The organism is Flavivirga spongiicola (genome assembly GCF_030540825.1).
Classification (GTDB): Bacteria; Bacteroidota; Bacteroidia; order Flavobacteriales; family Flavobacteriaceae; genus Flavivirga; species Flavivirga spongiicola.
Genome location: NZ_JAUOEO010000001.1, coordinates 1,643,638 through 1,670,193, shown reverse-complemented (window position 1 = coordinate 1,670,193; position 26,556 = coordinate 1,643,638). Strand labels below are relative to the sequence as shown.

At 32.7% G+C, this 26,556-nt stretch carries 26 protein-coding genes; 5 read left to right on the top strand and 21 right to left on the bottom strand.

The features are described from left to right. Positions 1-51: 51 nt before the first annotated feature. A complete protein-coding gene (locus Q4Q47_RS06515; protein WP_303305841.1) occupies positions 52-255 on the bottom strand; it encodes a hypothetical protein in 204 nt (67 codons plus the stop codon). Positions 256-265: 10 nt separating this feature from the next. Next, the gene (locus Q4Q47_RS06510; RefSeq protein ID WP_303305840.1) at positions 266-853 is read right to left on the bottom strand and encodes a MarC family protein; all 588 of its coding nucleotides are present in this window, start codon (positions 851-853) and stop codon (positions 266-268) included. Between the two features lie 252 nt (positions 854-1,105). Here Q4Q47_RS06510 and Q4Q47_RS06505 point away from each other — a divergent pair, with 252 nt between their 5' ends. The 4 genes from Q4Q47_RS06505 (at position 1,106) to Q4Q47_RS06490 (ending at position 6,185) form a co-directional block, all read left to right on the top strand. Next, positions 1,106-1,678, top strand: coding sequence for a DUF3109 family protein (locus Q4Q47_RS06505; RefSeq protein WP_303305839.1), 573 nt, complete (start codon positions 1,106-1,108; stop codon positions 1,676-1,678). Positions 1,679-1,970: 292 nt separating this feature from the next. Continuing rightward, the gene (locus tag Q4Q47_RS06500; protein WP_303305838.1) at positions 1,971-2,951 is read left to right on the top strand and encodes a ribonucleotide-diphosphate reductase subunit beta; all 981 of its coding nucleotides are present in this window, start codon (positions 1,971-1,973) and stop codon (positions 2,949-2,951) included. Between the two features lie 204 nt (positions 2,952-3,155). Continuing rightward, entirely contained in the window at positions 3,156-5,642 is a 2,487-nt protein-coding gene (locus tag Q4Q47_RS06495; protein WP_303305837.1) for a ribonucleoside-diphosphate reductase subunit alpha, read from the top strand. A gap of 99 nt (positions 5,643-5,741) precedes the next feature. Continuing rightward, positions 5,742-6,185 carry a DinB family protein gene (locus Q4Q47_RS06490; RefSeq protein ID WP_303305836.1) on the top strand — a complete coding sequence of 148 codons (444 nt, stop codon included), beginning with the start codon at positions 5,742-5,744 and terminating at the stop codon, positions 6,183-6,185. Between the two features lie 216 nt (positions 6,186-6,401). Here the strand turns inward: Q4Q47_RS06490 and Q4Q47_RS06485 are convergent, their stop codons facing one another. The 3 genes from Q4Q47_RS06485 to Q4Q47_RS06475 all read right to left on the bottom strand — a co-directional run bounded on the left by Q4Q47_RS06485 (position 6,402) and on the right by Q4Q47_RS06475 (position 10,768). Further along, entirely contained in the window at positions 6,402-7,121 is a 720-nt protein-coding gene (locus Q4Q47_RS06485; RefSeq protein WP_303305835.1) for a DUF6503 family protein, read from the bottom strand. 82 nt (positions 7,122-7,203) lie between these two features. Further along, positions 7,204-9,492 (bottom strand): inorganic phosphate transporter, encoded by a 2,289-nt coding sequence (locus Q4Q47_RS06480; protein ID WP_303305834.1) that lies wholly within the window; start codon positions 9,490-9,492, stop codon positions 7,204-7,206. 70 nt (positions 9,493-9,562) lie between these two features. After that, complete coding sequence (locus Q4Q47_RS06475) at positions 9,563-10,768, bottom strand: porin (protein ID WP_303305833.1); 1,206 nt, start codon at positions 10,766-10,768, stop codon at positions 9,563-9,565. 383 nt (positions 10,769-11,151) lie between these two features. Here Q4Q47_RS06475 and Q4Q47_RS06470 point away from each other — a divergent pair, with 383 nt between their 5' ends. Then, on the top strand, positions 11,152-11,505 hold the full coding sequence (locus tag Q4Q47_RS06470) for a toxin-antitoxin system YwqK family antitoxin (protein ID WP_303305832.1): 354 nt from the start codon (positions 11,152-11,154) through the stop codon (positions 11,503-11,505). 89 nt (positions 11,506-11,594) lie between these two features. Here Q4Q47_RS06470 and Q4Q47_RS06465 read toward each other — a convergent pair whose 3' ends face one another. The 16 genes from Q4Q47_RS06465 to Q4Q47_RS06390 form a co-directional block, all read right to left on the bottom strand. After that, complete coding sequence (locus Q4Q47_RS06465) at positions 11,595-12,524, bottom strand: DUF3078 domain-containing protein (protein ID WP_303305831.1); 930 nt, start codon at positions 12,522-12,524, stop codon at positions 11,595-11,597. Positions 12,525-12,593: 69 nt separating this feature from the next. After that, positions 12,594-13,100: a DUF2480 family protein gene (locus tag Q4Q47_RS06460; RefSeq protein ID WP_303305830.1), complete on the bottom strand. Its 507-nt coding sequence runs from the start codon at positions 13,098-13,100 to the stop codon at positions 12,594-12,596. A 1-nt stretch (position 13,101) separates the two neighbouring features. Further along, complete coding sequence (locus Q4Q47_RS06455; protein ID WP_303305829.1) at positions 13,102-13,671, bottom strand: class I SAM-dependent methyltransferase; 570 nt, start codon at positions 13,669-13,671, stop codon at positions 13,102-13,104. Between the two features lie 95 nt (positions 13,672-13,766). Then, positions 13,767-14,093, bottom strand: a complete 327-nt coding sequence (locus Q4Q47_RS06450) for a DUF59 domain-containing protein (protein ID WP_303299872.1) — start codon at positions 14,091-14,093, stop codon at positions 13,767-13,769. A gap of 76 nt (positions 14,094-14,169) precedes the next feature. Next, positions 14,170-14,592, bottom strand: a complete 423-nt coding sequence (locus Q4Q47_RS06445) for a SufE family protein (protein ID WP_303305828.1) — start codon at positions 14,590-14,592, stop codon at positions 14,170-14,172. Positions 14,593-14,631: 39 nt separating this feature from the next. Then, positions 14,632-15,060: a hypothetical protein gene (locus Q4Q47_RS06440; RefSeq protein ID WP_303305827.1), complete on the bottom strand. Its 429-nt coding sequence runs from the start codon at positions 15,058-15,060 to the stop codon at positions 14,632-14,634. A gap of 220 nt (positions 15,061-15,280) precedes the next feature. Further along, on the bottom strand, positions 15,281-16,495 hold the full coding sequence (locus Q4Q47_RS06435; protein ID WP_303305826.1) for an aminotransferase class V-fold PLP-dependent enzyme: 1,215 nt from the start codon (positions 16,493-16,495) through the stop codon (positions 15,281-15,283). 14 nt (positions 16,496-16,509) lie between these two features. Beyond that, positions 16,510-17,823, bottom strand: a complete 1,314-nt coding sequence (sufD, locus tag Q4Q47_RS06430; RefSeq protein WP_303305825.1) for a Fe-S cluster assembly protein SufD — start codon at positions 17,821-17,823, stop codon at positions 16,510-16,512. 76 nt (positions 17,824-17,899) lie between these two features. Then, on the bottom strand, positions 17,900-18,652 hold the full coding sequence (sufC, locus tag Q4Q47_RS06425) for a Fe-S cluster assembly ATPase SufC (RefSeq protein ID WP_303305824.1): 753 nt from the start codon (positions 18,650-18,652) through the stop codon (positions 17,900-17,902). Positions 18,653-18,778: 126 nt separating this feature from the next. Continuing rightward, positions 18,779-20,230, bottom strand: a complete 1,452-nt coding sequence (gene sufB / locus Q4Q47_RS06420; RefSeq protein ID WP_303305823.1) for a Fe-S cluster assembly protein SufB — start codon at positions 20,228-20,230, stop codon at positions 18,779-18,781. A 51-nt stretch (positions 20,231-20,281) separates the two neighbouring features. Next, complete coding sequence (locus tag Q4Q47_RS06415) at positions 20,282-20,611, bottom strand: HesB/IscA family protein (RefSeq protein ID WP_303305822.1); 330 nt, start codon at positions 20,609-20,611, stop codon at positions 20,282-20,284. An 845-nt stretch (positions 20,612-21,456) separates the two neighbouring features. Continuing rightward, a complete protein-coding gene (locus Q4Q47_RS06410; RefSeq protein WP_303305821.1) occupies positions 21,457-21,690 on the bottom strand; it encodes a hypothetical protein in 234 nt (77 codons plus the stop codon). Between the two features lie 181 nt (positions 21,691-21,871). Further along, complete coding sequence (locus Q4Q47_RS06405; protein ID WP_303305820.1) at positions 21,872-22,912, bottom strand: cytochrome-c peroxidase; 1,041 nt, start codon at positions 22,910-22,912, stop codon at positions 21,872-21,874. Between the two features lie 25 nt (positions 22,913-22,937). Beyond that, the gene (locus Q4Q47_RS06400) at positions 22,938-23,708 is read right to left on the bottom strand and encodes an MbnP family protein (protein ID WP_303305819.1); all 771 of its coding nucleotides are present in this window, start codon (positions 23,706-23,708) and stop codon (positions 22,938-22,940) included. A gap of 4 nt (positions 23,709-23,712) precedes the next feature. After that, a complete protein-coding gene (locus Q4Q47_RS06395; protein ID WP_303305818.1) occupies positions 23,713-25,098 on the bottom strand; it encodes a hypothetical protein in 1,386 nt (461 codons plus the stop codon). Continuing rightward, positions 25,073-26,326 (bottom strand): choice-of-anchor B family protein, encoded by a 1,254-nt coding sequence (locus Q4Q47_RS06390; protein WP_303305817.1) that lies wholly within the window; start codon positions 26,324-26,326, stop codon positions 25,073-25,075. The genes Q4Q47_RS06395 and Q4Q47_RS06390 overlap by 26 nt, the downstream gene beginning before the upstream one ends. Between the last annotated feature and the right edge of the window lie 230 nt (positions 26,327-26,556).

Below are 26,556 nucleotides of genomic sequence, written 5' to 3'. Positions count from 1 at the left end.
ATTGAATTTTAAAATTATACATAAGTAAATTGAATTATTTTTTAATTGGTATTAGTTGCGTTTTTTTACTTTTTGCTCAATGCGCTTAGAAGTTCTTAAGATAAGCATCATAAGGATAACACAAAGGGATGCTAAAATCGTAATTAAGGCAATTAAGCTCTCGTCTTTAAAAGGAGTTTCGAAATTTACTTTTGTAAAGTTGAATATCATTAACCCTAAAGCAATGGTACTTATTATACTAGTTAAATATTTCATTTTAATAAATTTATGTGATTTCAAATAGTGCTTTAATGTTATGAGCAAACAGTTTAACCGCAATAGCTAATAATACAACACCAAATACTTTACGTATGATGTTTATACCGTTTTGTCCGATAAGACGTTCTATCCTGGCAGATGTTTTAAGTACGATAAAAATGATAATAACATTCATTATAACGGCAATAACAATGTTTTCAGTTCTAAATTCAGCTCTCAACGATAACAAAGTTGTTAAGCTTCCAGGGCCTGCAATTAATGGAAAAGCTAAGGGAAACACAGCCGTTGTCATTGCAGTACTTTCTTCTTGTTTGTACAAGGTGATTCCTAAAATCATTTCTAAAGCAATAAAAAACAAAATAAAAGCCCCGGCTACAGCAAAAGAGTTTACATCAATACCAATCAGGTTTAAAATACTTTTTCCTAAAAACAAGAATAAAACGAGTATAATACCCGCAATTATTGAGGCCTTTTCGCTTTGTATCTGTCCTGCTTTTTTTCGTAAATCTATAATTATTGGAATACTTCCAATAATATCTATAACGGCAAATAATACCATAAAAGCCGTAAAGATTTCTTTAAAGTTTAATTGCATTTCTTTGGTTATTAAATTTGTGGGCAAAGTTCGGTATTAAATACCAAATTATGGCATGGAACCTATTCTGACTTTTATGATTTGCTGCAAAATCATCATTTTATTCCTGTATTTTGTCTTTTTATTGTATCGTAGCAATGCTGTGGTGTGTTAAAAAGATTTCATTTAGAAATAAAAACATGATTTTTTGTTTAAATAAAAAAGCCGAGATGAGTTCGTTAAATAATTCTAAAGATTGTCTATTTTTGTTCGATGTTTCAATTAGGAAAAACCATAGTATCCGAAGATGTTATTGAGAAAGATTTTATGTGTAATCTTTCGGCTTGTAAAGGAGCGTGTTGTATTGATGGGGATGCAGGAGCTCCCCTAGATGCAGATGAAGCCAAAATACTAGAAGATATATATTCTAAAGTAAAACCATTTTTGCGTAAAGAGGGTATAAGTGCTATTGAATCTCAAGGTGTATATATAACTACTGATGAAGGTGAATTGGAAACGCCTTTAATTAATGGAGCAGATTGTGCTTATGTTATTTTTGACGAAAAAAAAGTAGCACTTTGTGGCATAGAAGAGGCTTATAATCAAGGTCAGGTTTCTTGGAAAAAACCAGTGTCTTGCCATTTATACCCTATAAGAGTTCAGGATTATAGTGAATTTTCGGCGGTTAATTATCACAAATGGCAAATTTGTGATGATGCTTGTGCGCTAGGGAAAGAATTGCAAATACCTATTTATAAATTTGTAAAAGAAGCCTTAATTAGAAAATTTGGTGAAGATTGGTATATGGAATTAGAGAAGGTGGCAAATTCCAAAAAAAAGAGCTAAAATTTATTTCGATTTTTTAAAATATACCTTCCCTATCTTTACATTTTTTGTAAACAAAGAACCCTTATTCTATAGGGCTTTAGCTAATATGCTATTATTCAAACCGCTGATAATCAGATATTTAATTATTGTAAAAATTCTCTTTAAAAGGAAGGATTTGTTAAGTTTTGTTAAAAACTTGTTGACAATGTTTATAACTATGCCTTTCATTTTTAACTTCTATTTTCAATCTTTGTTACTCCCAAATCGAAAGAAATTTTCGTCCAATATTTTATAAAAATTTAAAAAAACAATGTCTCAGACTATAGAACCGATTCTACAAGAAAACAAAAGTCGTTTTGTTATTTTTCCAATTCAACACCATGATATTTGGGAATGGTATAAAAAATCGGAGGCAAGTTTCTGGACAGCAGAAGAAATTGATTTACATCAAGATCTTACAGATTGGGCTACAAAGCTTAATGATGATGAACGCTATTTTATAAAACATATTTTAGCATTTTTTGCTGCAAGTGATGGTATTGTAAACGAAAATTTGGCTGAAAACTTTGTAAACGAAGTACAGTATAGTGAGGCGAAATTCTTTTACGGATTTCAAATTATGATGGAAAATATTCATAGTGAAACCTATTCGCTTTTAATAGATACTTATGTAAAAGACGAAAAAGAAAAAGACCTGTTATTTAATGCTCTTGATAACTTTCCTGCTATTAAAAAGAAAGCAGATTGGGCTTTAAAATGGATTGAATCTCCAAGTTTTGCGGAACGTTTAATAGCATTTGCAGCGGTTGAAGGCATTTTCTTTTCGGGAGCATTTTGTTCTATCTTTTGGTTGAAAAAGAGAGGATTAATGCCAGGTTTAACATTTTCTAATGAGCTAATATCTCGTGATGAAGGTGTACACTGTGATTTTGCAGTGCATTTGCATAATGAGCATTTAATAAATAAAGTTCCAAAATCTCGTATTAGAGAAATATTAGTGGATGCTTTAGATATTGAACGTGAATTTATAACAGAATCTTTACCAGCAAGTTTAATTGGTATGAATGCAGTTTTGATGGCGCAATATTTAGAATTTGTGACAGATAGGTTGTTAAGCGAATTAGGTTGCGAAAAAGAATACAATACAGCAAACCCATTTGATTTTATGGATATGATTTCACTACAAGGAAAAACTAATTTCTTTGAGAAACGTGTGTCTGAATATCAAAAAGCGGGTGTCCTTAATAAGGAAGAAGAAAAAGATAAATTCAGTTTTGACGCCGATTTTTAATTGAGCCCCTAATTTTCAAAGAGCCTTTTTTTTGAAAATTCAATTAAAATGACATTTCCATGATAAATGGAAAATTAATAACCTCTTGTTGAAGTAACCCAGGCAACTGATTTTTGTCTAATTAATCATTAGAACTAAATATTAGAATAATAATCTAACCAATTTTCTGAAGGTGTATCAGAAAACCTAAAAAGTGTAATAAATATGTATGTAGTAAAAAGAGACGGCAGAAAAGAGCAAATCATGTTCGACAAAATCACGGCCAGAGTGAGAAAATTATGTTATGGATTAAACGATTTAGTCGATCCGTTAAAAGTGGCAATGCGTGTCATTGAAGGATTATATGATGGTGTTACTACAAGTGAACTTGATAATCTTGCGGCTGAAATTTCTGCGACTATGACAACGGTACATCCAGACTACGCGCGTTTAGCTGCACGTATTTCGGTTTCTAACTTACATAAAAACACTAAAAAGACGTTTAGCGATGTTATGGAAGATTTACATAAGTATGTGAATCCAAGAACAGGTAAAGATGCACCACTTTTATCGGACGAAGTGTATGAAGTGATCATGGCTAACAAAGAACGTTTGGACTCTACTATTATATATAATCGTGATTTTGGATATGATTATTTTGGTTTTAAAACATTAGAGCGTTCTTATCTTTTAAAATTGAATGGAGTCATTGCCGAACGTCCTCAACATATGCTTATGCGTGTTTCAATAGGAATTCATCTAGATGATTTAGATGCAGCTATTGAGACCTATGAGTTAATGTCTAAGAAATATTTTACACACGCTACACCAACACTATTTAATGCAGGTACACCAAAACCGCAAATGTCATCTTGTTTTCTTTTAACAATGAAAGAAGATAGTATCGATGGTATTTATGACACTTTAAAACAAACAGCCAAGATTTCGCAATCTGCCGGAGGTATAGGTTTAGCGATGCACAATGTACGTGCCACGGGTAGTTATATTGCTGGAACCAACGGTACAAGTAATGGTATTGTACCAATGCTTCGTGTATTTAATGATACAGCGCGTTATGTGGATCAAGGAGGCGGAAAGCGTAAGGGAAGTTTCGCTATTTATTTAGAAACTTGGCATGCTGATATTTTTGATTTCTTAGATTTAAAGAAAAACCATGGTAAAGAAGAAATGCGTGCGCGTGATTTATTTTATGCGATGTGGATTTCAGATTTATTTATGAAACGCGTTGAAGAAAACGGCGATTGGACCTTGATGTGTCCTAATGAATGTCCTGGAATGGATGAGACACATAGTGAAGCCTTTGAAGCCTTATATTTAAAATATGAAGCTGAGGGTAAAGGGCGAAAAACTATAAAAGCGCGTGAGCTTTGGGAAAAAATATTAGAATCTCAAATTGAAACGGGTACGCCATATATGTTATATAAAGATGCGGCAAACCGTAAATCTAATCAGCAAAATTTGGGAACTATCCGTTCTTCAAATTTGTGTACCGAGATTATGGAGTACACATCTCCAGATGAGGTTGCCGTATGTAATTTGGCATCAATTGCGTTACCAATGTTTGTTAAAAATGGCGAATTCGATCATAAAGAATTATTTCGCATAACAAAACGCGTTACTAAAAACTTAAATAGAGTTATTGACAGAAACTATTATCCGGTAAAAGAAGCTGAGAATTCTAATCTGCGTCACAGACCGATAGGTTTGGGTGTTCAAGGATTGGCAGATACCTTTATACAATTACGTATGCCTTTTACCAGTGAAGAAGCTAAAAAGTTAAATCAGGATATTTTTGAAACACTTTACTATGCAGCAGTTACTGCAAGTATGGAAGAAGCAAAAGTTGATGGTCCTTACGAAACTTATGAAGGTTCTCCAATAAGTAAAGGTGAATTTCAACATAACCTATGGAATTTGAAGGATGAAGAATTAAGTGGTAACTGGGACTGGGAGAAACTGCGTAAGCAAGTGCTTAAAAATGGGGTACGTAACTCGTTATTAGTTGCACCGATGCCAACAGCGTCAACGTCTCAAATTCTTGGTAATAATGAGTGCTTTGAACCATATACATCTAATATTTACACACGTCGTGTATTATCTGGTGAATTTATTGTGGTTAACAAACATTTATTAGAAGATTTAGTTGATTTAGGGCTTTGGAATGAAAATTTAAAACAAGATATCATGAGAGCTAATGGCTCCATACAAGGGATTGACACCATTCCTCAAGATATTAAAGACTTATATAAAACGGTTTGGGAATTAAGTATGAAAGATATTATAGATATGTCTCGTCAAAGAGGTTACTTTATAGATCAGTCACAATCACTTAACTTATTCTTAGAAGGGGCTACTATGGCTAAACTAACATCTATGCATTTTTATGCGTGGAAAAGCGGTTTAAAAACGGGTATGTATTACTTGCGTACTAAAAGTGCTGTAGATGCTATTAAATTTACCTTAAAAACGACTAAGAAGGAAGAACCAACAGCTGAAGTTGTAGAAGTTAAGGATGTTAATTTGCAACAAGAAGAACAAGCAAAAAAGAAACAAGTAGCAGCCAAAAATGCAGCGAAATTTGCGAAACAGAATGTGCCAGAAGTTGAGCCCATGACTGCAGAGGAAATGAAGGCGCTCATTGCCCAGGCGAAAGCCAGTGAAGGTGATGATTGCCTGATGTGTGGATCTTAACAGATTCATATTGGATTGATTTATCAGGCGCAAGGCACCCTTTTTTAGGGTGCTTTTGTTTATTATAACAGAAATGGTATTATACTATAGAAATACATAATGATGAAAGAAACAGTAAACAGATTAGAAAGTTTAATAAAAAAAGGATTGGAATATATATCACAACCTTCAGAGTTTGAATGGAGTGAAAAATTATCACCCGAAAAGTGGTCAAAAAAAGAGATTTTAGGGCACCTTATTGACTCAGGAATAAATAATCTGCAACGATTTACTGAAATTCAGACTGAGAATAAACCTTATAGAATACGACCGTATAAACAGAACGAATTAGTAGAAGTTAATGATTATCAACATGCCGATTTAAAAGAAATGGCTAATTTCTGGTTAGCAATCAATAACAGAATTTGTTATATCATAAATCGGCAAACAGAGGAAACCCTTAATTATAAAATAGAGCTTGATAGTGGTGAAAGATCCGATCTAAGATTTCTAATTAAAGATTATGTAAATCATTTGGAACATCACCTAAATCAAATCATTTGAAGTTTATGTTTATGTATTTGTCTTTAAATAAGAGAGGCTGTCTAATTCTATGTCATTCAGAGCAAAGCGAAGAATCTTCTCGTCTTTACATCGGATAAAAACTAAAGGGTTACACAATTTTACGTTTATATATTTACTGGTAAAACGAGAATCGTCATAGATTCTTCAGTCGTTCCTCCTTCTGAATGACATAGAATTAGGTTTTTCAGACTCTTTTTAATTTAAAATATCTGTTCCTAAATATTTATCATCTTTGTTGTAGTACCACGCTCTGTTTTTAGGCATTTTAATGCCATTTATTACCTTTTCTCCAGTTAACATAATATACTCACCAGAGTCATCAATTTGTTGCCCGTTCTTGTTAGTTTTAAAAAACTGATAAACTTCCATGGCATAAGATTTTGGATTAAAGTAAAAATACCAAATATCACTTCCAATATTAGCATCATAAGAAACCTTTAAAACTAAATAGGTTTTTCCTTTAAAGATTTTCTTATCAACTTTTTCTTCTATAATAGTTCCAGCGTCTTTTAATTTCATTGGTAACCCATAGAGGTAGGTGTAATAATTTTTGTAAAGCTCAGCACGTTTGCAATTAAGACGATGCTTTTTTATATTTTCTTCTGAAATGTTTATTGAATCATTTAAAGAAAAGGAGCAGTTGCCTTTGTTAATAGTGAATTTAGTGGTTATTGAATCTCTGGTTGCAATAACTTGAAAATAGTCTTCAGGTAAATTTATTATAATATTGCTATGCCTTGGTGAATTGTTAGGTGTTTCCATAGTCACACTAAATTGCCCATTAAATGAAGACCAATTTCCATCTTGATCATGATATTGAATGGCTTTTTCAAGAAGTTGAGTACCTGTTAGATTTTGTGAATTCAATTGTGGTAACAAACCAAAAAATGCTAATGTTAGAAGTAGTGCTTTCAAAATAGTATGTCTTTTTAGCTAAGGTACAAAACAAAAAAACACCTCAATTGAGGTGTTTTTTTACTTAGTATTTTTCTTTTTCTTATTGTTGTTCTTCAGGCTCTACAGTTTCTATTGTTGCAGGGGCAACAGAACTATCATGAGCATTATGATATTCTTCTAAGAGATTCATGGTTGCTGTTAATAGATCTTTTGTTTCTAAAAGGAGACTAAAGTACAAAGTCGTATTTTTTGGACTGGATTCTTCAGTTCTGGTACGCTCTACTTGTTTTTGTATTTTTTCGGTAACTAGATTGAAAACTTCTTTTTTATTATTTAAAATAGCACCAATTTGCTCAAATGATTGCGAATCAAAAGCTTTTTTGGTATTATTAAATAATAACTCAAGATACTGATCAATCTGTTTAAGTTCTTTAATTTGATTGAACTTTAATTTTTTATGATTATTATTTACGTGTTTATGACTAACTTTAGAAATGTATTCTAAAGATTGTGTCATATCTTGTAGATATCCTAAAATATTAATATAAAAGTTACTCGCCCCAACACTGGACTCATCTAAATTTTTAATAAAATAGAAGATATTATCACGTAAATTGTCAATTTCATTTGATAACTTATCAACTTGCTTTTTATTTTTTTTAAGGGACAATAAATCTTCTTTAGCCAAACCTTTAATAGCATTGCTGTAAATCTTATTTCCGCGTTTAACAACATTAGCAATGTTATTAGCACTTTCATGAATAACACCTTGAATAGAGCTGCTTTCTGCATGGGTTAGGCTATCTTCATCTATAACTTTTTTTGAGCTCTTTTTATGTGATAAGTAATTTCTAACTAATAGAATAATAGTTAATAATAACAGAATAGGTGTCATAACACTTGGATTCCATTTAATTAGAAAGACAACAATTCCAGCGGCTATGAAAGCGCCAATTGCTGTACCAAACCATCCACCAATAACGTTTAGGACACCGGCAACTCTGTAAACCGCGCTTTCTCTTCCCCATGCACGATCTGCAAACGATGTACCCATAGCTACCATAAATGTTACATACGTTGTAGATAATGGTAATTTCATGGATGTTGCAATAGCAATTAGCACACCTGCAACCATTAAGTTGACAGAAGCCCTAATCATATCAAAAGCAGGAGCATCTATACTTTGATCTTTTGTTAATATAGTATCTGGCTTCTCAAAACTCTTACTTATTTTTTCTTGAGTAGATACAGACACAATTTTACTGAATACATTAGATAACCAGGTTGATCCTTTTACAACACTTCTCGATAATATATTCGGTTCAAATTTTTCATGAGTTTCGCCTTGGCGAGATAAGCTTATTTCTGTTTCAGCTACTGTTTTAGCCTTCTTAGAAAACCATAAGGTTAATACCATAATACCACCAGCTATAAACAGTAATAATGGCTCTGCCGGTACTTTTTTGTCAAGTACTTCCATTGAAAACATAGAAGCGTCAACACCAGAGCCTATCCAGGCTTCATAAGAATGGTAGGCTGCCATAGGCACACCAATAAAGTTTACTAAATCATTACCGGAAAATGCTAATGCTAAACCAAAAGTTCCAACAGCTATGACAACAAGTAAAATCGTTTTTTTAAATACCTTTTGGAATCCGAATGAAAATAAAGTCCAAAAAACTAAACTTATAAGTATAATAATCAACTCGTTCCCTTCAAGAAGTCCTTTAAGGTCTTTGTAGTATGGCGTTCCTTTTAACCCCTTTAAAAAGATAAAATAAGTGATAGCTGCTAAAGAAATACCACCAAATATCGCACCGAAATTTTTTATTTTCTTCTCATAATGGAAAGTAAAAACTAAACGAGAAATCCATTGTACTATGGCTCCAACAGTAAAGGCAATAAATACAGACATTAAAATACCCCGAATAATTTCAAAAGCTTTCTTTGTATTAATATAATCCCCCAGATTAGCAAAAGTTTGAGAATCTGAAGCACTAATTTTTATTAATGACATAACCACAGCAGCACCTAATAGGTTAAAAACAATAGAAACTGTTGTAGATGTTGGTAATCCTAATGTATTAAAGAAATCTAACAGTAATATATCTGTAATCATTACAGCCATAAAAATATACATGATTTCTTCGAAGTTAAACATAGCCGGAACAAAGATGCCTTTACGGGCAACTTCCATCATTCCACTTGAGAAAACAGCTCCAATAAATATACCTAAACTTGCAACTATCATAATAGTTCGAATAGAAATAGCTTTAGAACCAATAGCAGAGTTTAGGAAATTTATAGCATCGTTACTTACACCAACTACAATATCAGCAACCGCTAAAACTGTAATGGCAATCAACATTAATAAATATATATCTTCCATAATTTAATTGAAATAAGTTTGCAAATATCTTAAGTGTTTCTAAGTATTATGTTATGTAAATGTTATGTTTTTAAAAATGAATATCGAATTGCAATCGCCACATAAGTTCATTGTTTCCGTTTTCAACTTCTAAATGACTAATATCGGTTTGTACTTTTAATTTGTGACCTACAATATATTTTGAAAGTCCTAAAGTATATTGGCTTTCTGGATTTTTACCAGTAATTGCTCTGTCTAATTCAATATTTGTATAACGGCCTGAGATTTCCCAGTTACTTTTTAATAAATAACCAGTTTGTAGGTTTAAGCCTTTACCTACTTGAACAACAACCTGCTCGCCATCTTTTAATAAAGGAGATCCATCAGAGTTTTTCGCAAAAGGATCTTTAGCATCCCTGTCGGCATATTCAGCCATAAGAGAAAAGCCTTTGTATTTAAACATCGCATCGATGAAAAGGGTGTTTATATTAGTTTCATAAAAACCAGTATCTGTAACCATATAAGAACCTTGATTACTTCTATTTTTAACAGCATTATTATTGAAATCGTAAGTTGCGGCGATAGATAGTTTAGGTTTTTTTTCACGTTTTAAATCACTACCCTTGTAATCACCTTTGCTAGAGAAATTTCCGAATGGGAATAGTTCAATACGACCTGTATATTGGTGACCACCTAAGTTTCCTGTAGTTACATTTCTCCCTTCTCCCTGAGATATAGAAAGCATTTCTTTAACAACAAAGGTGTCTGAAAGATTAAAATGATGTCTTAACTGAACCCCTAAATCACGATCTATATTAAATCTACTATTTAATAAAGAACGATCTACTTGTTGAAGGTTTGCAGATGAAACAACACGTTCTCTGTTTCCAGGTAATTTTGTTTGACCAAACCATAACTCAAAATTTGGTGCAAAATTCCATTTCATAACCGCATCTAAAATATATCGAGGCGCATTACTTGTAAAAGGTGAAGCTCCGGAAATATCTCTGTTTGATAACCCGAGTTCTAATTTATACTTAAGTTTTGGTGTAAAGGCGTAGCCATCAAATTTTAAACGTGCACGTCTTACTAAGAAGTTTGATTCGTTACTTTCATTGTTTTCCCAATTGGAGATTGCTAAAAACTGCATTCTAGCTCCAATTTTCATGGTCCAAGTACTATCCTTTCCTACGAGATTAAATAATCCTTTTCCAAATTTTGGTGCGTTTGATTCTTGTGCGTTTATAGCATTAATAGCAAATAAACAAATTGCTACCAAAGTAATTTTAAATTTCATTCTGAGTATTAGTTTTTGTCGCTGCAAATAACCAACACTAATGTTAACTTAATGTTAACTAAAAATTAAATAAAAACAAATAAAAGACTGCCTTGGCCAAGGCAGTCTCATTAGAAATCATAATAATGTAGTCGACAAAAACTAATAGATTATAATGAAATACTAATTGTTTGTCTTAAGACAGATACAAATCTCATGGTTTAAAGTAACTTGAATGTGATGATAATATTAAGTAATTATTAAGAATTCCAATGTTAAGTTTTGTTTTTTAAATTATTTTAAATCAATTAGTTATAGGTTTAATGTTAACTTAACGTTATGTAAAGGTTGATTTAATGTTATCTTATTTGTATATTTGATATATAATGTTAAAACCCATAATTATGAAGAACTCAATTTTATTTTATTTTGCCTTTTTAATTACTGTGGTATCTTTTGCTCAGCAAAAGAGAGATTTAAAACTTAATAAAGACACTAACTTGATTGAAGTTGTTTATTATCATGACAATGGTGCTGTAAGTCAAACTGGAACTTACACGGCAGATGGTAAACTACATGGTGAGTGGTTAAGTTTTAACACAGAAGGCAAAAAAGTAGTTTCTGCAAATTATGATAATGGTAAAAAAGTCGGCAAATGGTTTTATTGGAATGATAAAACTGTAAGAGAAGTAGATTATAGTGCTAATGTTATAGCCGGTTTAAAGGAATCTGAAATTAAAGGAAACCACGATTTTTAAACTTTAAAAGCTAATACAACAGAAAAAATCGTCTAGAAATTAATTTTTAGACGATTTTTTAGTTTGTAAAGCCACATTGACTTCATGTTTTAGAACTTGTAGTTTAATCCAAACATCCAATAGCTTTGTAAATCATTATCAACATCTTCAAAAGAAGTAGCTGTAGGTGGTGTTTGAGCCAAAGCATAATTAAGCGCTTCTTGTTTGTTGTTTCTTAAGCCAAAATCAAAACCTACACCAATCATTTTCCATAATGTATATCCAAAAGAATTTGTCCATGTCCAGTTTGATAAATCTGAGCTTTCATAACTTTGAAACATTGAGAGGTTCGTTTTAAAACTTATGGCATTAATTTGTTTGGTGTAATCAATAAGGATTTTTGCCCCCAACGAAGATTCAAAAACAGTATCTTCTTTACTAAAAACAAAGTTATAGTTTCCAGGGTGAACTACCACAACTAGATCTTTTATGGGTGTCCAGGTACCACCGATACCTAAATCTAAATACCCAGGATTATTAAAATTGCTTAAAATAGTCGTTCTGTATTCACCCAATCCAGAAATTGCAAATTTATCACTTAGTTTATGCCCATATAACGAGGTGATGTTAAAAACGTCTGTTGCCTCTCTAAATGAGTCACTATCTGTTAGGTCGTCTTTATCATCTAGTTTTACCCAAGATAAATTTATGTTAGCACTATTTCTCCAAAAGAATTTCTCTTTAGTTAAATTAGCAAAGGCATTAACTGTAAAACCAATATTTCCTGAATTATTATTTGGTGTCCCTTGCGCGTACCAGTTTTTAAAACTAGACAAGCTCCCTCCAATAGTACCAAAAGCACCTATTTTCCACCCTGGTAAAGCATCGATTTTTGCTTGAATGGCATCAACACGTCCTTGAATTGCTGCAATAGAATCTTTTTTGGGACCTTGAATTGCTTTTAATTCTTCTAAAGTTTGTTGAGCATCTATTGAAGTCATTCCAATAAAAAAGGTAAGTAATAGTAATAGTCTTCTCATGTTTAGTTTATTAAAATTTTGAGTTAATAGTTTGTTAGACCCTTTTTTATAATTAGGTCACAGGTAAGATTATTTGTTTTTGTAAAGAGGTACGGAAGAACAAGCCTCTCCATACATTATAGACTTTGCATGAGGCTTTAGTTTATTGGCAAGTAAAATATATGCATTTTGTGGTACTGGTTTTTTAGAACAACCTTTTATAATCACTGGTTTGTCTTTAAATTCGGTAATATCTAGTTGATTTAAGATGTCTTGATAAATTGAGGTTTCCAACGTTTCTAAGTCACCTATGACAATCTTTTTTGCAAAAGGTTCTAAATGAATACTAAGAAGCATATACGCCCATCCAGGAATAATGGCATCACTACTACATGTTAGGGCTACATAGTTATCTTGATACTGAGTCCAATCAAACTCCGAAGCCTGGTGTCTAAAATCTTTTTCACGCAACACGAAGCCTTCAAATAGCCAGTCTTTAATATCGAAAAGTACCCGCCGTCCTTCAGGATAATAATCTTCAAGGTCCATTGTCATTAGTTTACTATTCGCTACGCGATTTATGATTTTGTCTGACATCTTATTTTTTCTTTGCAATTAATAAAAGAGAATCTCCCTCATCAAATTCCTGATAATCTTCAAGTGAAAGAATCTCAAAACTATCTTCATAAAACTTTTTAAGATTTGCCTTAGTGTGGTAATTTACAAAAAGACCTTTAAAAACTTCAGACCCTTCACCTTTCCAAAAAGAATGACAAATTATTCCCTTAGGGTTTAAAATGTCGTGTTGTCTTTTAATAGATTCAGCTAACTCATTATTTCTTAAATGATGCATTACTTTATTTGAGTAAATACCGTCAAATTTTTTATCAGTCCTTAAAGTTTTAGCATCCAATTCGAGGAATTCCCCATTAGGGTTTTCTGCGATTAGATGGTTTAAAAACTCAGTTGAATTATCAGAACCTAGAACGTTATAGGATTCGTTTAATATTTTCCAATCACTTCCTGGGCCAGAGCCTATTTCTAATACAGTTGAATTAGGAGATAAAACTTTTTTAAGTGTTTTAATCAAATCAGCACCATTAAAGCCTTCTGCTAATTTTATATATTCATCAACAGACTCTTTTGTTTTATAATATTCTCCTTCCATATCATTTGAGATCTTTTAGCTGTACTCAAAGTAACATTTAGTTTGTAATCATAAAGCTAGAAACTGTAAACTGCAACTGAATACTGTAAACTAAATTAAAGCATTCCTAATTCCAACTTAGCTTCTTCACTCATTAACTCCTGTGTCCAGGGTGGGTCGAATGTAATTTCTACCTCGGCACTTTTTACCTCGTTTAAAGATTTTACTTTTTCTTCAACTTCTAAAGGTAATGTTTCTGCCACCGGGCAATTTGGTGTTGTTAAGGTCATTAAGATTTTTACATCGTAATCTTCATTAACAAATACGTCATAAATTAAACCCAATTCGTAAATATCAACTGGAATTTCGGGATCGTAAATGGTTTTTAAAACGTTTACTATTTTTTCGCCTAATGCGTTTGTATCTATTGTTGTTTCGCTCATTTTAAAAAATGTTTATTCGTTTATTTGTTAATGCGTTTAGAATTTGTTGAAATTAACTAAACTACAAGTAAATAAACTAGTTAAGTTGTGTTTGGTAAGCAATGGCATACATTTTAAGTTGCTTTACCATACTTACTAAACCATTGGCTCTAGTAGGAGACAAGTGTTCTTTTAAACCAATTTTATCTATAAAATCAGTATCTGCATCAATGATGTCTTTTGGGTGCTGATCTGAAAAAGCACGTATTAAAATAGCGATGATACCTTTTGTGATAATAGCATCACTATCTGCTGTAAAAGCTATTTTATCATCTTTCATTTCGGCGTGTACCCAAACTTTACTTTGGCAACCTTTAATAATGTTGCTCTCCGTTTTATATTGATTGTCAATTAAAGGTAAATCTTTACCCAAATCAATCATATATTGATAACGCTCTTCCCAATCATCGAACATTGAGAATTCGTCTATAATTTCATTTTGTATGTCTTCAATAGTCACAGTTACAATTTTATACAAAAATACAACAAAGAAAGTTTCTTATTCAATGTTTTCTGAAGTAGATAGTATTTCTTTTACGAGTACTTCTATCTCTTTTGGTGGATTTCCATGATCAAAACTCTGAGATTCATAAGCCGTACCATCATAAATAATTTTTAATCTAGCTATTGCAGCTCCATCAAAAAAACGGTTTTCTGAAGGCGCTTTGAGATTGGGTATATTTTCAACATCGATAGATTTGAGTGCTTTTAAAAGCTTATTCCAATGTGTTTCACTACATGTTTTAGTATGAGGTGGGGTGGCTCTTTTGTTTACAACAGAAATGTTTTTTTTGCTGATTTTAATATTTTTATACTTGCCTCTCGACTGCGTTGAATATTCAAAAGAAATGGCATTTTGATTTATTTTAGACTCTGAACAACGATTATCTGCAAATACAAGGGATAGGAGTATAAAAAAGAACTTCATGTGTTTGTATTTATTGTTTTTTAATTTTTATAAAGATTTATACCATTTTATATTCGAATTTACCGTAATAAAACGTTCTTTTTTCCTTCCTATTTCAAAAGAAAAAGAAACCGTAACTAATGCTATGCTTTATTTTTATTATTCATATAAAGAAAAAAATCATCATTTTCTTTTACAACAAATTCAAATATAAAGTGGTATTACAAAAAAGAAACCAAGATTACGACAACATCATTTTTGCTTTTTTAACACCTTCAACTAAAGCATCAATCTCTTCTTTAGTATTGTAAAATGAAAATGAGGCCCGGACGGTTCCTGGAATACAGTAAAAATCCATGATCGGTTGTGCACAGTGATGCCCTGTACGGACAGCAATTCCTAATTTATCTAAAATTGTACCAACATCGTAAGGGTGTATGCTCTCTAAATTAAAAGAAATTAAGGATGTTTTATTTTTAGAGGTTCCGTATATTTTTAAACCTTCTATAGCAAGTAACTTTTCTGTAGCATAATTTAACAGCTCGTTTTCGTAAGTTGCTATAGTATCAAATCCAATGCTGTTCATATAATCAATAGCAGCTCCAAAAACAATACCTCCAGCAATATTTGGTGTGCCAGCTTCAAACTTGTGTGGTAAATCGGCATAGGTTGTTTTTTCAAATGTTACTTCGGCAATCATTTCGCCACCTCCTTGATAAGGTGGTAATTTGTTAAGCCATGCTTCTTTTCCGTATAGCATACCAACGCCTGTTGGCCCACACATTTTATGAGCAGAGGCCACATAAAAATCGACATCTAAAGCTTGGACATCTGGTTTTATATGTGGACAAGCTTGTGCACCATCAATTAAAACAGCTGCGCCAACTTGGTGAGCTTTTTCTATGATGTATTCAATAGGATTAATGGTTCCTAAAGCATTTGATATATGATTTACAAAAACTAGCTTTGTGTTTTCAGATAATAAATCATCAAAGACAGGCATCACCAATTCTCCTTCTTCATTCATAGGAATGACTTTAAGAATAGCTCCAGTGCGTTCACAAAGCATTTGCCACGGTACTATATTACTATGGTGTTCTAAAGCCGAAACTATAATTTCATCACCTTTTTTTAAGAGCGAAGAAAAGCCGTTCGCCACTAAATTAATACTATGTGTTGTTCCAGATGTTAGTATAATTTCATGGGAAAACTTAGCACCAAAGTGTGTTTGTATTTTTTGGCGTGCTTGTTCGTATAAATCGGTTGCTTCTTGACTTAAAGTATGCACACCACGATGGATATTAGCATTGTAGTTAGAATAATAATCTACAATGGCATCAATAACTTGTTGTGGCGTTTGAGATGTGGCTGCATTATCAAAATACACCAGCGGCTTACCGTTTACTTTACGTGAAAGAATGGGGAAGTCTTTTCTTATGTTTTGTGCGTTAAACATGGCTTTGAATAAATCTATAGATCAAATCCAATATTAACACCCAATTTATTCGCAATAATCTTAGTAATACGCTGTTTCATTTCGGGAATTTTAACCGAACTTAACACGTTATTACTAAAAGCATACATTAAAAGTGCTTTAGCCTCTTTTTCCGGAATACCGCGCGAACGCATATAAAACATAGCACTTTCGTCTAATTGACCAATAGTACATCCATGTGAACACTTAACATCATCTGCGAAAATTTCGAGCTGTGGTTTAGTGTTTATAGTTGCTTTATCACTTACTAAAATGTTGTTGTTTGCTTGAAATGCATTGGTTTTTTGAGCTTCTTTTTCAACAATAATTTTTCCATTGAAAACACCTGTTGAATTCTCTCCGAAAATGCCTTTGTAATCTTGATGGCTTTCACAATTTGGCTCTATATGATGTACTAATGTATTATGATCTACATGTTGTTTTTCACCAATAATAGTCACGCCTTTTAAGATAGAATCAATACGCTCTCCTTCTTGAAAGAAGTTTAGGTTGTTGCGTATTAATTTGCCACCAAATGCAAAAGTATGGACCGATGCGACGCTTTCTTTCTTTTGTTTTATAAACGTATTGTCTATTAACGATGCATTTGAATTATCGTTCTGGATTTTATAATAATCTACGATAGCACGTTTGTTTGTAAAAATTTCGGTAACGCTATTTGTAAGTACAGGATTCTCATTTAAACTTTGATGACGCTCTATAATTTGAACATGCGAATTCTCATCGACCACAATTAAATTTCGTGGTTGCAACATGGTTGCTGATTCGTTTCCTGTTGAAAAATGTAAGATTTGAATTGGTTTTTCTACCAATTTATTCTTAGGAATATGGATATAAGCTCCCTCACTCGAAAATGCGGTATTTAGTGATGATAGGCTATCTTTTGTTGCTGCTTTATTGAAATAGTTTTCAATTAAAATACGGTATTTAGGTTTTGAAAGTGCCGATGACATTAGGCAAACATCCATCCCGTCGTGAGTAGTTTGCGATAAGTGAGACGAATATTTACCATCGATAAATACAATTTTATAGGTATCTATATCATGGATAAAATATTTTTTAATGTCTTTATATTCTATAGCTTTTTCCTGTTTTGGGAAAACACTATAATCTTCTTTTAATATTTTATTTAAAGAGGTGTATTTCCATGCTTCTTCTTTTTTTGTTGGAAAGCCTTTTTCTTCAAATATTTTGATAGCATCATTTCTTACATCGTGAACATAAGTGTCAATGTCTACTTGGTTTTCAAATACTAAAAAGGATGATAATAATTTTTCTTTTAAATCCATTTTTTTAAAGTCTTCAGTTATCAGTATTCAGTAGGCATTTATTGACTGCTTACTGTAAACTGTGAACTGGTTACTGCTATGCGTTCACTTCTTCTTTAATCCAATCGTAACCTTTTTCTTCGAGCTCATGAGCAAGTTCTTTTGTCCCGGATTTCACGATTTTCCCATTATATAATACGTGTACAAAATCAGGAACGATGTGGTCCAACAAGCGTTGGTAATGTGTAATAACAACGACAGCGTTGTCTTTGCTTTTAAGTTTGTTTACACCATTAGCCACAATACGTAGAGCGTCAATGTCAAGACCAGAATCAGTTTCATCAAGGATGGCTAGTTTAGGTTCTAGCATGGCCATTTGAAAAATTTCGTTACGTTTTTTCTCCCCTCCAGAAAACCCTTCGTTTAAAGAACGTGATAAAAATTTTCTATCGATTTCTAAAAGTTCAGATTTTTCACGTATTAATTTAAGCATGTCTTTTGCAGGCATATCTTCTAAACCTTTTGCTTTTCTGGTTTCATTAATAGCTGTTTTCATGAAGTTAGTAACAGAAACACCAGGAATTTCGACGGGGTATTGAAACGATAAAAATACACCTTTATGAGCGCGTTCTTCGGCAGCTAATTCATCAATATCTTCACCGTTGAATTCAATATTGCCCTTAGTTACTTCATACTCTTCTTTTCCTGCAATAACAGAAGCTAATGTGCTTTTTCCAGAACCATTAGGCCCCATGATGGCATGTACTTCCCCCGCTTTTACTTCTAGATTTATACCTTGTAAAATCGTTTTATCTTCAACACTTGCGTGTAAATTGTCAATTTTTAACATACTTTTTAATTCAAAGTTTTAAGTTCAAGATTCAAAGTTTATTTCCTTTTATCTCGATTCTTTTTTCTATATCAATTATATATTTAGGTTTGGTTTATGAGATTCCTGCCTTCTTAGGAATGACATTTATCCAACACTTCCTTCTAAACTTATTTCTAATAATTTTTGAGCTTCCACTGCAAACTCCATAGGAAGTTTATTTAAAACTTCTTTACTAAACCCGTTTACAATCAAAGCAATGGCTTTTTCTGTATCAATACCACGTTGGTTACAATAGAAAATTTGATCTTCTCCAATTTTGCTAGTGGTAGCTTCATGTTCTATTTTAGCCGATTTATTTTTTGCCTCTATATATGGAAAGGTATGTGCACCACATTCATTTCCCATTAGTAAACTATCGCATTGCGAAAAGTTACGTGCATTTTCTGCTCTGGAATTTATTTGAACTAAACCACGATAACTATTTTGCGATTTTCCAGCAGAAATTCCTTTTGAAATGATAGTCGATTTGGTGTTTTTCCCTAAATGAATCATTTTGGTTCCTGTATCAGCTTGCTGGTAGTTATTTGTTACTGCTATTGAATAAAATTCACCAACAGAATTGTCACCTTTTAATACACATGATGGATATTTCCAGGTAACGGCAGAACCTGTTTCAACTTGTGTCCAGGAGATTTTTGCATTTTTCTCACATAAACCACGCTTGGTCACGAAGTTGTAAACACCTCCTTTTCCCTCACTATTCCCAGGGTACCAGTTTTGTACTGTTGAATATTTAATCTCAGCATCGTCTAAAGCAATGAGCTCTACGACAGCTGCGTGTAATTGGTTTTCGTCTCTACTTGGTGCTGTACAGCCTTCAAGATAACTTACGTAACTGCCTTCGTCAGCAATGACTAATGTTCTTTCGAATTGACCAGTGCCAGCCTGATTAATTCTAAAATAAGTTGATAGCTCCATAGGACAACGAACGCCTTTTGGGATGTAGCAAAAAGAACCATCACTAAACACAGCACTATTCAAGGCAGCGTAAAAATTATCTTTTTGGGGCACTATGGTGCCTAAATATTTTTTGACTAATTCCGGATGCTCTTTTATAGCTTCAGAAATACTCATAAATATAATGCCTTTTTCTCCTAAGGTTTTCTTAAATGTTGTTGCCACTGAAACAGAATCTACAACGACATCCATGGCAACACCAGATAATTTCTTTTGCTCATCTAAAGAGATGCCCAGTTTGTCAAAAGTTGCCAATAACTCTGGATCTACCTCATCTAAACTATCATATTTAGGTTTGCTATTTGGTGCAGAATAATATGAAATGCCTTGAAAATCAGGTTTTTCATAATGTACATTTGCCCATTCTGGTTCGGTCATTTCTTTCCAAACACGGAATGCTTCCAGTCTCCAATCGGTCATCCACTGTGGCTCTTCTTTCTTTTTGGAAATAGCACGTACAATATCTTCATTTAAACCATTAGGAAATGTATCTGATTCTATATCAGTATAAAAACCGTATTCGTATTCTTTGGTTTTAAGTTCTTCCCTTAAATCGTCCTCTGTGTATTTATTACTCATTGTTCTTTTTAGTTATATAAGTCTTCCCTTTGGGAAGATTTAGATGGGCTTTTATAATGAAAATGATTCGCCACAACCACAAGTACGGTTTGCGTTAGGATTGTTAAATACGAAACCTGTTCCGTTCAATCCTCCAGAATATTCAAGTGTTGTTCCAATTAGGTATAAAAAGCTTTTTTTATCTACGATAATCTTTACATTATTATCTTCAAAGACCTTATCATCTTCTTTACTTTCTTTGTCAAATTTTAAATCATAAGACAGCCCAGAACAACCACCACTTTTAACTCCTACACGTACGTAGTCTGTTGAAGGATTATAGCCGTCATCAGTCATTAATTCAATAACTTTCTTTTTAGCCGTTTCAGAAACTTTTATCATATCATTCTTTGGTTAAATTTAGAAATGTATTAACAGTAATTTTATTAAGACAGCTTCTAAATAGGGTACAAATATACAATATAAGTCATGGATTACCATATAACCTAACATTATATTAGTATATAGTTTTATAGGTTTTTCTTATTAAAAAATAAAGAGCTTAATTGAAAGCTCTTTATTGTGTAACTAGGGATTCTATGGGTTAATAATTTAAACCATTCTTTTTGTTTTTGTGATAGAGAAAATGTTTTGTTTTTGTTTCACCTTTACAATATTCCCTTTTTTGCTAAATCTAAAATAGTTTTTACAGGATTTACAAATCAATTCTGGAGTATTCAAAGTTGCTTTGTTTAGGCGAAAATAATTGTGTCCGAAAGTAGTGCAAAAAAGAGATGTAGTTACATTAGTTTTCATAAGTCTAATTGATTTTCAAAACATTAAGTTAAGTAAAATCATACAAAAATGAAAGAAAAATTCTATTTTTTTGACGGAAAAACCTTCAATTTTGTGGTATTGTTCCTCTTAAAGTTAATTTTTATCGATAAATGACAGTTTGAAAACGCGAATAGAAAGATTTCTAAATTTGCTTTATCTTGAGTAGAAAGACGCTACTAATACTGTTACTTGCTAGTGGGGGGTTATAATCTGTGACCTAACTCACTTGAATGTAATTTTATCCTTTGTAGAAAAAAATAAAACATGCCTATAAGATATAAAGGAGCAAGGGCCAACACAGGCTATTTTTTTATAATAAATCTATTTGTTTTCAATGCATCAATCATAGATTTGACACTAAAACAATTACAATGCCTTGTCCATTATTCACGTTAAAATATAAATTTATCTTATGATATGGGTTTAAAAAATTCAGAGACTTTTCTCTTTTTTAGATAACTGTGGAAATCATCCATTTCTTTATATACCGATAGATTGATGATATGACCATTATTGGTTGAAATAAAACGGTTTTGACATGATTTACAGATTAATTCTGAAGTCTCATTATTTATTTTTGCTACATGTAAATAGTTATGTCCAAATATGGAGCAAAATCTATTTATAGGTTTTTCATGTGTCATGATTGTAGGAAATTTGGGTACTCAAAGATCGTAAAAAATCACACAAAATAGAGTAAACGATTTTTTTTTCGATGAAATACATGGTGTTGTGGAATCTTAAAATAGAACTCTTTAATTTTTAGCTAGTTGAAAACTGAGGAGCAGTGTTGTTTGTATTTGAGCAACATGTTTATTGAATTCTTTACTGATTTGAAAAAGCAGAATTATTTATAAATTCATAATCAGATAATGATAGTAAGAAAGCTTTCAAATCTGCTTTATCCTGAGCTGAAAGGTGCACCCCGCCTTGCGCTACTTTTTTCATTAAAGGATCAATGGTTGGAGAGTTTTGTAAACCTTCACTGTAATGATTAATAACCTCTTCGAGTGTTGTAAATCTACCATCATGCATATAAGGCGCGGTGAATGCCAGATTTCTTAAAGAAGGCGATTTAAATTTTCCATTATCAGCCGGGTCTCCGGTTACTTTGCCCAATCCTAAGTCTGTAAAAGTAACATCTAAACCATTGTTGTGAAAAATATTATCTGTCCATAATGGGTTTTTGTCACTGCCATGACAATGAAAACAGTCACCCCTTGTTTCATCCATAAAAACATTAAAACCGTTAAGTTCTTGAGGTGTTAACGTTGCCTTGTTTAAAAGGTGTTTGTCAAATTTTGAATTAGAAGAAATTAAAATGCGTTCAAATTGTGCAATGGCTTTGGTAACTAAAGTAGAATCTATGGTTGAAGTTCCAAATGCCTGCTCGAATAAATTGGGATACTCAGAATGCTGTTGTAATTTTTGTTCTACTTGTTTCCAGGTATTATGCATTTCTAAAGGATCTGTTACAGGTAGAAAAGCTTGATGCTCTAAACTAAATACCCGACCATCCCAAAAGAATTTCTCATCGTAATTCCAAGCTAAGTTAAAGAGAGGCATGGCATTGCGGTTGCCAAAAAAACCATCGATCCCATCGCTAAATCGATCTGCATCAGAAAACGCCTTTTCCGGGGCATGACAGTCTGCGCAGGCCTGTGTATTATCTGCTGATAATATAGGATCGAAGAATAATTTTTTACCTAATGCAATACCTTCAACAGTTTGTGGATTGTTTATAGGAACAACAGGGGCAAGTATATTGTCTTGAAAAAGTTGAGGAATTTGCAATGGACTTGGTGTAGGGACATATTTATTGACGCTTTCATTTGAACATGATATGCAAATGAAAAAAAGTAGCATATAATATGAAATCCATTTAAGCATTCTATTGATTAACTGTGTTTAAACTAAATACATTTTGTCCGTTTTCAAACATCATTACCTGAGCATTAAAGTTTGGCATGAGCATATTGTTTAATACCTTTAAGTCCCAGGTATTTGGATTTTTAAACCATTCGGCAATGTTCATATTGACTTCAAAAGTTGCATTATTAGTGATTGTAACTTCGCCTAAATCAACTTCAAAAAAAGTATTTTCAAACACTTGTGTTGCACCGGAATTATCTACTGCTCTTATGGCATGATAAGCGTAACCTGTTTCGGTAGTCGTATTGTCTATAAATTTGCCTTCTAATTGCATGAAATGATAGCCACCTCCTAACATAGCCGGAACACTCCAAGAAGTAGCATTTAAATCAGGGTAATTACTATTGTAATTAGCATCGTTATTAAAACCAAAAGTAAAGAGCACTTTACTGAAAGAACCTGTTGGAATCGTTGTTGTTGGCGTAAAAGATAGGTTGGTATTATTAGTAACATCAACTAAATTATAGCCATCAAGGACGAATGTTTCTCCGTCTGATTTTTGAAATGTTATGTTTGAAATGAGGTATCTTAGTTTTGTAATGCTTAATTGCTCACCATTAGCATTGGTATATTGAATGGTATTAAAATTGGTATTTGTAACTACAGATGTGTCCCAATTATGATTAAAATTAAATGTAACATTTGCTTGAGAAACATTATCATCATTATCTGAGCCGCAGGATAATAATGTGATGACACTAAAAACGAGTATGGAGAATATTTTTCGCATCTTCTTATTTTATTTTAAAAATTAATAAATCTGTAAACCCTTTATTGTCTGGAATATCGATGTTTGCGCTATTGGATTCTCCAACAACGATAATGCTTTTGTCATCAAGTTCAACAGCATCATAAGCAAAATCGATATTGGAACCACCAATGGTTTTTTGCCATTCTAGGTTTGCTTGATCATCAATTTTTACAACCCAAGCATCATTTTGCCCATTGTTATTTGAAATATCTCCATCCGAACTTCTAGAACTTCCGGAAATAATGAATCCATTATCTAGAGTTTTAGAAATAGAGCGGCCCACATCAAAGCTATTACCTCCAAACGTTTTTTCCCAGATTAAATTTCCTGTTGGAGTCATTTTGATAATCCATAAATCGGCAGCACCATGATTACTTGAAACGTCTAAGTCATTACTTCTGGTATCTCCAACAATAATATAATTGCCATCAGATGATTTTGTTATGGCTCTAGCTTCTTCAGTTTCAGAGCCTCCAAAAGATTTTTCCCAAACCAGATTGCCTGTATCAGATATTTTAATAACCCAAAAATCGTAAGATCCTTTATTCCCTTTTATGTCAACATCGTCACTGTCTGAAGATCCTACAACAATATAACCATGATCTTCTGTTTGAATAACATCGTAAGGTGTGTCTGTGAACGTACCACCAAAAAATTTGCTCCATTGTTTTTCGCCAGAAGCATTTAGTTTAATAGCCCAATAATCGCCGCCAGCATGTCTTTTTGATGAAAGAGATTTGCTGTTTCCCTCGCCATTTGAAGCAGAAACATCTAAAACGCCAGTTAAAAGATAGCCGTTGTCATTGGTTTGAATCATTGAAATACCATGGTCTGCTCCAGAAAAGCCAAAAGATTTTTCCCAAGAAATAGTTCCGGAAACATCTAATTTAGAAACCCAAAAGTCATTAAACCCATTATTTTCGTTGACATCTCCATCATTGCTTTTGCTGTAACCTAAGACAGCAAATCCGCCATCTGATGTTTGAATGATATCACTGCCTCGGTCATCATCACTGCCTCCATACGTTTTTTGCCATTGCAGCGTGTTATTTTGATCGTATTTTATTAACCAATAATCAAAAGATTCATTTTGTTTATTTTCAACATCACCGTCTGTACTTTGCACATACCCTAAGATAACGTAACCACCATCTGAAGTTTTGGTAACAGATTGGGCACTTTCATTTTTTGTGCCTCCAATAGTTTTTACAAAATCTATTTCTTTCTTAAGACCTTGAGAGGTGTTATTTGATGCGTCATCATTATTAGAACAACTAAAAAAGAAAGCAATGCCAATTGCTAAAAAAAAATTTGTTTTTACGATTTGCATAGCGATCTTTCTATTAAGAGCCACTTTTTTTAATGACAAACAAACCTCTTTCAATATCACTCACTATAATATTGCCACTTGGTAAGTATGGATAGACATTCCATGCACCATTAAAGCCGGTGTCATCATTTTCTGGATGCGTATCAAAGTACCCTATTTCAGTCATAGTACTACTTGCAATTTGTGAAATATCGATCATTCGTATCCCAGCCCTATAGCTAGCTTGATAGAATGTATCACCCTTTACGTATCCGTTATGATCAATGGCAGTAGAGGCTCCTAGGTAGTCCATGTGGTAAGCTGGGTTGTCTAGATCGGAGAAATCAAAAACGATTGTACGTGTATTGGTGCCAATATCTCTTTCATCTAATTCATCACCTAAGATAAAATAATTTAAATCTTCTGTAAACCAGCCTTGGTGTGTGTACCCAACGTTGGAGTAACTTATATCTGAAATCTTTATTGGATTGGATTTATCGGTTACATCGGCAATAACAACTTCATTTTCATTACTTCCAATTAATATTTCACGACCTGTATAATCTGTGTCTGGACCATTATAAGTTATAACTTGAGCATCATGAGAATAACCTCCTGCTCCAAAACCACCTTCAGAAATTGGCGATGTTGGATTTTGAATATTTATAAATAATGGGCCTCCAGCAAATGTTCCACTTCTGTTAGTGCCAACTATGTATGCATACCCACTAACGTCATTTATTACCACATTATGTGCACTTCCAAACCCAGTAAAATGAGCGTCGGGAGTAAATGTTTCAGGTGGATTAGCGACATTTCTCAAACGTGTCAAATCGAATACTTGCATACCATGATTTCCGGCATTATCTGCCACAATAAAGGCGTGATTTTTATAAACTTTCACATCTCTCCAGGGGCTACTAATTGTTGCGGTGGGAATATTTCCCAAATATATGGGGTTATTCGTATCGGTAATATCAACGAAAGACACATTAGCATCTGTTGCCATTAATGCATATTCCTTATCAGTAGTAAAGTCTGTCCATCCCCAGGAATCATTTCCTTCAGTAGCTCCAAAAATACTCAGTGGTATTTGTGCCATTAAGTCATAATCATTACAGGGATAAATATCTGCAAAACCATTTTCACAAGGAATTCCAGATGTATCTGTGTCATTTCTAAGAATGGGTTCATTGTTATTTCTATCACAAGATTGTGTAGATAAAAATAATAGAGAACCAAAAACAAATAACTGAATAGAACAAATACTCTTTTTTAAGTAGTTCATGTTTGCATTTTTTTTAATTAATCTTTTTCAAAGCATTTAATTTGTTAGAATCTCATAGTCTTTGAATAAAAAACGAATTCTATGATAAACATATTGTTTGCAGTATTAGTATGCACTACGACATGTTTAGTAGTGTAAAGTAATAAAATTAGTTTAATAAACGATCAAAAAGTGTTCCACCTTATTGGTTTTTGCTATTTAATATTCAAAGTTTATTCGTTTATATATTT

Excerpts from the sequence above, each read along its gene's own strand:
- Q4Q47_RS06435 (WP_303305826.1), bottom strand. The coding sequence starts at position 16,495 with ATGTTTAACGCACAAAACATAAGAAAAGACTTCCCCATTCTTTCACGT.
- sufC (WP_303305824.1), bottom strand. The coding sequence starts at position 18,652 with ATGTTAAAAATTGACAATTTACACGCAAGTGTTGAAGATAAAACGATT.
- Q4Q47_RS06475 (WP_303305833.1), bottom strand. The coding sequence starts at position 10,768 with ATGAAATTTAAAATTACTTTGGTAGCAATTTGTTTATTTGCTATTAAT.
- Q4Q47_RS06465 (WP_303305831.1), bottom strand. The coding sequence starts at position 12,524 with ATGAGAAGACTATTACTATTACTTACCTTTTTTATTGGAATGACTTCA.
- Q4Q47_RS06455 (WP_303305829.1), bottom strand. The coding sequence starts at position 13,671 with ATGGAAGGAGAATATTATAAAACAAAAGAGTCTGTTGATGAATATATA.
- Q4Q47_RS06415 (WP_303305822.1), bottom strand. The coding sequence starts at position 20,611 with ATGATAAAAGTTTCTGAAACGGCTAAAAAGAAAGTTATTGAATTAATG.
- Q4Q47_RS06410 (WP_303305821.1), bottom strand. The coding sequence starts at position 21,690 with ATGACACATGAAAAACCTATAAATAGATTTTGCTCCATATTTGGACAT.
- Q4Q47_RS06450 (WP_303299872.1), bottom strand. The coding sequence starts at position 14,093 with ATGAGCGAAACAACAATAGATACAAACGCATTAGGCGAAAAAATAGTA.
- Q4Q47_RS06400 (WP_303305819.1), bottom strand. The coding sequence starts at position 23,708 with ATGCGAAAAATATTCTCCATACTCGTTTTTAGTGTCATCACATTATTA.
- Q4Q47_RS06480 (WP_303305834.1), bottom strand. The coding sequence starts at position 9,492 with ATGGAAGATATATATTTATTAATGTTGATTGCCATTACAGTTTTAGCG.
- sufD (WP_303305825.1), bottom strand. The coding sequence starts at position 17,823 with ATGGATTTAAAAGAAAAATTATTATCATCCTTTTTAGTATTTGAAAAC.
- Q4Q47_RS06390 (WP_303305817.1), bottom strand. The coding sequence starts at position 26,326 with ATGAACTACTTAAAAAAGAGTATTTGTTCTATTCAGTTATTTGTTTTT.
- Q4Q47_RS06470 (WP_303305832.1), top strand. The coding sequence starts at position 11,152 with ATGAAGAACTCAATTTTATTTTATTTTGCCTTTTTAATTACTGTGGTA.
- Q4Q47_RS06440 (WP_303305827.1), bottom strand. The coding sequence starts at position 15,060 with ATGAAGTTCTTTTTTATACTCCTATCCCTTGTATTTGCAGATAATCGT.
- Q4Q47_RS06515 (WP_303305841.1), bottom strand. The coding sequence starts at position 255 with ATGAAATATTTAACTAGTATAATAAGTACCATTGCTTTAGGGTTAATG.
- Q4Q47_RS06405 (WP_303305820.1), bottom strand. The coding sequence starts at position 22,912 with ATGCTACTTTTTTTCATTTGCATATCATGTTCAAATGAAAGCGTCAAT.
- sufB (WP_303305823.1), bottom strand. The coding sequence starts at position 20,230 with ATGAGTAATAAATACACAGAGGACGATTTAAGGGAAGAACTTAAAACC.
- Q4Q47_RS06495 (WP_303305837.1), top strand. The coding sequence starts at position 3,156 with ATGTATGTAGTAAAAAGAGACGGCAGAAAAGAGCAAATCATGTTCGAC.
- Q4Q47_RS06510 (WP_303305840.1), bottom strand. The coding sequence starts at position 853 with ATGCAATTAAACTTTAAAGAAATCTTTACGGCTTTTATGGTATTATTT.
- Q4Q47_RS06505 (WP_303305839.1), top strand. The coding sequence starts at position 1,106 with ATGTTTCAATTAGGAAAAACCATAGTATCCGAAGATGTTATTGAGAAA.
- Q4Q47_RS06490 (WP_303305836.1), top strand. The coding sequence starts at position 5,742 with ATGATGAAAGAAACAGTAAACAGATTAGAAAGTTTAATAAAAAAAGGA.
- Q4Q47_RS06460 (WP_303305830.1), bottom strand. The coding sequence starts at position 13,100 with ATGTCAGACAAAATCATAAATCGCGTAGCGAATAGTAAACTAATGACA.
- Q4Q47_RS06500 (WP_303305838.1), top strand. The coding sequence starts at position 1,971 with ATGTCTCAGACTATAGAACCGATTCTACAAGAAAACAAAAGTCGTTTT.